The sequence below is a fragment of the Mesorhizobium sp. WSM1293 genome (genome assembly GCF_000513875.1).
GTDB lineage: Bacteria > Pseudomonadota > Alphaproteobacteria > Rhizobiales > Rhizobiaceae > Mesorhizobium > Mesorhizobium ciceri.
This window is the reverse complement of sequence record NZ_AZUV01000042.1, coordinates 22,969-29,167: the sequence shown is the minus strand read 5'-3', so window position 1 is coordinate 29,167 and position 6,199 is coordinate 22,969. Positions and strand designations below refer to the sequence as shown.

Genomic DNA, 6,199 nt, shown 5'->3' with positions numbered 1-6,199 from the left:
GGCGTGATCGTCGCCTGGCTGTGCCCGCCAGCCCCGCTCGCCTCGATCACCTCGGCTGCGCCAACCACCGGCGCGGCCGTGATCGAAAGCGTCGGCCCGTCGTCGTCGAAGTTGATGAACGAGCCGACCTGTTCGGTGTAGGCGTTGGTGGTCGTTGTCGAGAAATGGAACTCGGTGATGTCGCACCCTTCGTTTGAATCGACACCCGTAACCAGCAACCGATCCATTTGGCTGCTAGTGGTGACGTTGACAGTGGTGATGTTATCGAGTCCGGTGATTGTGACGATGTTGGTCCCGAGCCCACTGATGGTGACATCAACGTTCCCCGCGACGTCATAGGTACCATTGGCGGTGATGGGGGATGCAACCCCCGACTGGCCGATCAGCGTGAGGCTGGTGATGGGCGCGGCGGTGGTCGGGCTGCCGTCATAGAAGTTCAAGCCTTGCTCGTTGCCCTGAACGTCGAGGGCGGTGATCTTGATGTCCACCCGCAAATTCGGATTGGAAGGCGTGATCTGGTTGATCGTGAACCCGGCATGCGTGATATTATCGATATGGCTGCCGTACTGGATTTGCGAGGCAGAACCTGCGGGCAGGTTGGCACCGGAGACGAAATCGACCTGCAGCGTTTCGGTCGGATTGATGCTCTGGTTGTTGACGCCGAAGCCTTGGGTACTCACGTTGGCGGTGGCATTGTTCGCCCCCAGGAACCCTGTCACCAGAAGCTGACTGGCGGCGCCGCCGGACGAATTGATCGCGTAGAAGTCATGATTGCCGGGTGCGGCGTTCTGGCCAGAGAAATTGGCCACGGTGGTCCCCGAGACCGAGGCGAACACATGATCTGTCAGATCGATGCGGTCGTCCGGGTCGGTCGCGACCGGATGAAGCAACGGCACATACTGGACCGTGTACAAGTCCGCATGGGTGGCGTCGGTGGTTATCAGCGCAAACGAGTAGGCGAGCGGCCCGGTCGCAGCGGGTGCGACGAGCGGGTTAGAGGTACCAATGACGCCGATCACGACGTTTGCATGAGTTGCGTCTTTGAACAGCCAGACATAATTGCCATCGACCGTCCGGATGCCGCTGTTCACGCCGACGGTGGTGGAAAACGGGGTTCCGGAGGCGTTCTGCGTGAGAACGACCGAGGTGATGGTTTCCCCTGCGCTCGCCGAGGCCACCACGAAGTTGGACTTGAAGGCGACCTCCGGCGAGGTCAGCCCGCCCGGGCCGTCGAGGCCAAGGAGATAACTCACGGTGGCGTTGTTGTGCGGCGGAACGGTCGGGTTAACATCGCTGTCCTGAAGGCCAGTGGTCTCGTCGATGATGATGTCTTGGGCTGTGATGTCGAGCATGGAGGTTCTCCCCTGTTTAAACGCATCAAGAAAAGGGGATTCACCCCCCCAGGTGCCGGATGCCCCTACCCAAGTGCATCCGCTGGCGCACAGAATTGCGGCCTTTGATCCTGCAATGTGCCGCCGGCGCAGAGGGCGCGTCCATTCCCGCTTCGATAGTATTGCGGTCAATGTCCGCACCTGATCGAAGGATATATATCCTTCGATCAGGTTGACCGGCGCTGCGGGAGGTCGCGCAGGCACGCGCCAGATGCCGTCAGACGGCTCTGCGGCCGTTGCCGTGCGTACAATGTCGGTGCGAGTGGAGAGTGTTCAGAGCAGGCCGGTTCGGCCCATTCCAGGACGCTCGGCGGCTTTGCCGTGCGTCATCCAGGCCAGTTCCGCCCGGCCGCCTAGGTGCAACTTCTCGTAGACGTGATGCAGGTGCATCTTCACCGTGCCTTCGGATAAATGCAGCCGCTGCGCGATGGTCTTGTTGCGCAGCCCGCGCGAGACGAGATCGGCGATTTCGGTCTCCCGCCCGGTCAGCCGGGACATTGGCTGCGGCTGCGAGCCGGGCATCAGCAGCTGCTGGACGATCTTGTTGTCGATCCACTTCTTGCCCGCCGCCACCGCATTCACGCATTCGATGAGAAAGCGGTGGCTGATGCCGTCCAGAAACAGGCCATCGACGTCGAGCGTCTGTATTTCCCTGACATCGAGCCTGCCGGTTGGCTGCACGATGAAGATGATGCCGAGAGCGCTGTTGCCGGCCTTCAGCCGTGAGGAAAGACCTGATGTCTGCTGATCCGCGAGATCCACGCCTACGATGACCATATCAGGCTGATGGCGCTCCACATGAGCGAGAACGTCCACAGGGCGGCGACACTGGGCGACAACATCGTGTCCAGCCTTCTGCAACACCCATTCCAGACCGGCGAGATATACCCCCCGCGGGTCCGCGACAACCACTGTTGACATGCGAACACCGTCCGTAAAAAACGCAACGAACTTGGTTAAATACCCGTAAAATCAGGAAACCAGAGCCCACATCGATTGTCAAGGAATAGCTAATATACATGTTGCTATAATCTACGGCGGACCGGCGGGCTCCCTCGCACCCTAGCAGGCTGGCTGACGATTCTGCGGAGGCGATGCTGGACTTGGTTGAAATGCCAGCATTCGATCGCACGATGATCCGCGGAATCGAAGTCGAAATCGCCGGACGTCTCACCGCACTCCTGGGTGAGAAATTTGCTAGCGCCAGCGCGCTACCGCCTTTCCCCCCACGCGTCGAGCTGCCAATTCAGGCTTCGATGCTACGGCTGAACGGGCCGAGCTTGTGCGGTGAGACGGCGTTACCTGGTCGACCGCAAGTGAGCATTTGCCGGTGAAGGCTGACAGCGAAAGCAATCCGACGGCGGCTTCAAATATTCAGGTTGAACTGCGGGTATGCCGTCGGCAACCGGGGGCATTCCGAAAAACGCTGCGAAGTGAAAGTCTCACCCAAGATACGGATGAGGCAAGAGACATCTGACTGAGCGGGTTGCTGCTCGCAGGAAGCCGTCCCTGCGGTCTGCGCTTGGATGGTTTCGTTTCCATGGCGCGAGGTGCGCTGTTCTTCACCCGTTGTCGTCGAATGTCGCAGCAAAGTGCCTTGCGACTGGGAGGAGACCTGGAATGAACGACATCAAATTCACGTCCGGCCTGAGCGTGGTGGCAGATGCCCATGTCGCCTTTCGCGGCACGCCCTTCGTCGAACGGACGGCGCCACTGAACCAGAACGCACTCTGGATGCGCTGGGACAGGAACATGGTCGTCGATTGCTACTCCGATATGGTCGAGGAACTGGCGGCTATCCGCAACAGGGTGGCCATGGGCGACATGTCACCACTGTCGAAATATGTCATTGCCGGTCCGGATGCCGAGAGGATGATGGATGCGCTCATCCCGCGCGACATCAAGAAGCTGCAGGTCGGCCAGATCTACTATGCACCGTGGTGCGACGAGAACGGCCATGTCGTCGGCGACGGTCTGGTTTTCCGCATGGATGAAACCACCTTCCGCGTTTCCGCCGATCCCGGCCTTTCCTGGTGGAAGCAGCATGCCGAAGGCCTCGACGTCCGTGTCACCGACATATCCGATAGCTACGGCATCCTCACCTTGCAGGGACCGCGTTCCCGCGAAGTGCTGGAGGCTGTCACCCAGTCCGTGCAGGAATTGCCGTTCTCTCGCTTGGCCATCGTCACAATAGCCGGCAGACGGGTCGAGATCCTGCGCCAGGGTTTTACCGGCGAGCATGGCTATGAATTGTGGGTCAAGGCGGATGACGGCGCCGCCGTGTGGGACGCGGTCGAGGCGGCAGGCAAGCCTTTTGGCATCCTTCCTGCCGGCGCCTGGGCGCTCGACATAGCACGTCTCGAAGCCGGGCTGCTGATCGTTGGCTACGACTATACAAGTGCCGGCCCAGACCATGGCGGCGCCGGCATTCAGGCAGCTGGAAAGTATCGTGCGGCGCCCTTCGACCTCGGCCTGGGCCGGCTGGTCGACTTTCGCAAGGCCGATTTCATCGGCAAGGCGGCGCTGCAGCGCATGTCGAACACGGGTGACCATCGCCAGCTCGTCGGGCTCGACATCGACTGGTCGCAAGCCCTCGACGGCAAGGGGCTTGAGAGCAATGCGCCCGGAAATCTGCGGCGCGTGCAGTGGTATCCGCTGAAAGCCTTTCGCGGCGGGAAGGAAGTTGGGCACGCCAGCAGCGTCGCCTGGTCACCTTCGACCGGCAGGATGATCGGCTTCGGCCATCTGCGGCGTGAGGCCGCCGAGACCGGCACCGAGCTCACGCTGAAGTGGAACAAGGATGGCGTGGCGGCCGATGTCAGGGCGCGTGTCGTGGGGCTGCCGTTCCTGTCGCTCAAACGCGCCGCCAACGGTTAGCGAAACGCTGTTTCAGAACTGAGAGTCTTGTCGTTGCATCCTCCCGCGACGACAAGCCGGGCAGCTGGTCTGCCCGGCTCCCATTGCCGCGGCCTACGGTGCCGCGAAATCGTGAAGCTGGTCGGGAGAGACCTGGAAAGATCATGAACGACATGCGCCAAGAGCTTATCCAGACGCGAGGTTCGGCTACATTTGTGTTCGACGCGGAGGTGTCGATCGAACTGGCACCGGCGCAGGCACGCACCTTTGCGCCACCAGCCGACTGCTTCCCGCTTGGCTCGCGCGTCTTTCTTACTCACCTTCCCGGCAAGCCCGAGGCTTTGCAAATCGAAGCAGCGCGCCGGATCAAGGAGTTGGGCTTTGTGCCGGTGCCACATCTGGGCGCGCGGAACTTCAATTCGGAGCAGGACTATATCGATCTTGTCACCGCCCACAGTCGAAACGGGATAAGCGAAGCGCTCTTTCTTGGCGGCAATCCGGCTCTCTTTCCGGGGCCGTTGGGAGAGGCAACCCAGTTGCTCGCCCATCCCGTGGTCAAAGACAGTGCGATACGAACCGCCTTCGTCGCCGGCTATCCGGAAGGGCATCCAAGCATCGTCGAAGCCGTACTGACGGACGCATTGCGGCGCAAGCTCGACATCTGTGCCGAGCGGTCGCTGGAAGCCAGGGTCGTATCGCAATTCGCCTTCGATGGCGACACGATCGCCGCCTGGGCGAGCAGTCTGCATACGGCGCATCCCGGGCTGCCGGTTCATGTTGGTCTGGCCGGTGTGACCAGCCTTACCAAACTCATCCGGTTCGCCATGATGTGCGGTGTCGGCCCTTCGATCGCGGCGCTGCGGCGTTCCGCCAGCGGCCTCTTCAACATCGTGGCCGACCGGAACCCAGCCGAGATCTTACAAACCATGGCGGCAAGCTACCCGGCGCCGACCGCGCCACTACACCTCCATTTCTTCCCATTCGGCGGATGGGAAAAGACGCTTGCCTGGTTCGCCGATTATCGCGAGGCGTGCTGGCCGCGGGTCAACGAACGATGAATTGTGCAGCGCTTCGACTGTCGTTCATTCTGACGCTGTCCTGCGAAGACCAGGCCGGGATCGTGGCGGCAGTGACGACCGAACTCGCCAACCTTGGCACGAACATTGCTGAAAGCAGCCAGCATTGGGACAGGGCCTCGAACCGTTTCTTCATGCGCATTGCCTTTTCGGCGCCCGCCTGGGTGTCTGCCGATGCCATCACCAAGGGACTTGCGCCTGTGGTGGATCGCTTCGGCCTGAGCAGCCGCCTGCTTGAGCGGAGCCGTCGGCCGAAAATCGTCATCATGGTCTCGAAGTTTGACCATGCATTGCTTCACCTCATCTACCAGATCCGTGTTGGCTGGCTCGAAGCCGAGGTCGCAGCGATCATCTCCAACCACGAAGACAGCCGCGAAACTGCGGCATGGGCTGGCATTCCCTACCACGTCTTGCCCATCTCGAAGGAGAACAAGCAGGAACAGGAAGGCCGGATGCTGGCGGTGATCGAGGACGTCGGCGCCGACCTCGTCGTCCTGGCTCGCTACATGCAAGTGTATTCCGACGACCTCGCGGGGCGCCTGTTCGGCAAGGTCATCAACATCCACCATTCGTTCCTGCCAAGCTTCAAGGGCGCGCGGCCGTATCACCAGGCTTTCGAGCACGGAGTGAAGCTGATCGGCGCCACGGCTCACTATGTGACCGCCCAACTCGACGAGGGGCCGATCATCGAGCAGGAAACCGAGCGGGTAACGCATTCCATGAGCGTCGAGGATTTTATCGCGGCCGGCCGTGACATCGAAAGCCGCGTTCTGGCGCGTGCCATCAAACGGCACCTCGAAGCCCGCGTGATGATCAACGGACGAAAAACGGTTGTGTTCGCGTAAGGCGGCAACACCGACCCGTGTGTGGCGATGC

The 6,199-nt window shown here is 61.1% G+C and carries 4 protein-coding genes and 1 pseudogene; 3 read left to right on the top strand and 2 right to left on the bottom strand.

The features are described 5' to 3' along the window. Positions 1-1,352, bottom strand: a pseudogene (locus M729_RS0129860) (hypothetical protein); the annotation flags it as partial. Positions 1,353-1,664: 312 nt separating this feature from the next. Beyond that, positions 1,665-2,168 (bottom strand): response regulator transcription factor, encoded by a 504-nt coding sequence (locus M729_RS01000000136185; protein WP_032809607.1) that lies wholly within the window; start codon positions 2,166-2,168, stop codon positions 1,665-1,667. Positions 2,169-3,011: 843 nt separating this feature from the next. Here M729_RS01000000136185 and M729_RS0129845 point away from each other — a divergent pair. The 3 genes from M729_RS0129845 (at position 3,012) to purU (ending at position 6,168) form a co-directional block, all read left to right on the top strand. Next, positions 3,012-4,268 (top strand): aminomethyltransferase family protein, encoded by a 1,257-nt coding sequence (locus tag M729_RS0129845; RefSeq protein WP_027163731.1) that lies wholly within the window; start codon positions 3,012-3,014, stop codon positions 4,266-4,268. A 143-nt stretch (positions 4,269-4,411) separates the two neighbouring features. Continuing rightward, entirely contained in the window at positions 4,412-5,305 is an 894-nt protein-coding gene (locus M729_RS0129840; RefSeq protein ID WP_027163730.1) for a methylenetetrahydrofolate reductase, read from the top strand. Next, on the top strand, positions 5,302-6,168 hold the full coding sequence (gene purU / locus M729_RS0129835; RefSeq protein WP_027163729.1) for a formyltetrahydrofolate deformylase: 867 nt from the start codon (positions 5,302-5,304) through the stop codon (positions 6,166-6,168). The genes M729_RS0129840 and purU overlap by 4 nt, the downstream gene beginning before the upstream one ends. The last annotated feature ends 31 nt before the right edge of the window (positions 6,169-6,199 follow it).